Consider the following 750-nt stretch of genomic DNA (forward strand, 5'->3'; position numbering starts at 1 on the left):
TATTGGAGTGTTTTTAATTCAAGATAATCCATAATGTCTTTCTGGAAAAAACCACTATCCAAACGAACTAATCCTACTTTTTTATCCCCAAAATTTAAGAGTGTTTCTTCTAAAAATCCTACAAAATTATTTGCCGAAGAAGTATCACCGCTCCTGAGCCAAAAATTAGCAACCATCTTTACATCGTTCACAAATGCAATGATAGGATGATGGCTGTTTCTTCCTTTTTTCTTAGGATTGTAGCCTTTTTTTGCTCCCTCTTGCTCTCCGTATCGAGTAATTACAGATGAATCAATGTCTAACGTAAAATAATTGAGGTTCAAATTCTGAAAAAACCAACTGAAAAAATGATGCCCAACTTGCTGGTTGATGTGTTGTGTAAACTTGCCAAAATAGCGTTTATATGCGTCCTGAGCAGGGGTTTTCCGCCAGTCAAATATTTCCCCAAGAGCCTTATCTGCACGGGTAATTTCTGTGTGCAAAAAACGATTGGCGCCACACCAAATACTCGTAATAAAAGATTCAAGCAAAACTTCTTTTTTATAAGAATTATTGGAAAGTGACACAGGTAAAGATTCGCATTTTTCAATTTGCTCTCTAAAGCCGATTTTGTCCAACATTTGCTTTAAAAACACCATTCCGCCCCAAGGCGTAATCTCTTTATTGGTAAAGGATAGATCGAATTTCATCGCTTATTTTTTTCTACTGCTACGCAGTTGGATATTAGAATACTAAAATACTCTTTTTTTT

1 protein-coding gene is annotated in these 750 nt (G+C 35.5%); it reads right to left on the minus strand.

Annotated elements, in window-relative coordinates; all coding sequences use genetic code 11:
- Window positions 1–689: transposase (locus IV513_RS15575; protein ID WP_209391465.1), on the minus strand; the 689-nt coding region annotated here is incomplete at its 3' end.
- Window positions 690–750 lie beyond the last annotated feature (61 nt).

Origin of the sequence: Chryseobacterium sp. RR2-3-20, assembly GCF_017808115.1 — a bacterium.
Lineage (GTDB): Bacteria > Bacteroidota > Bacteroidia > Flavobacteriales > Weeksellaceae > Chryseobacterium > Chryseobacterium oryzae.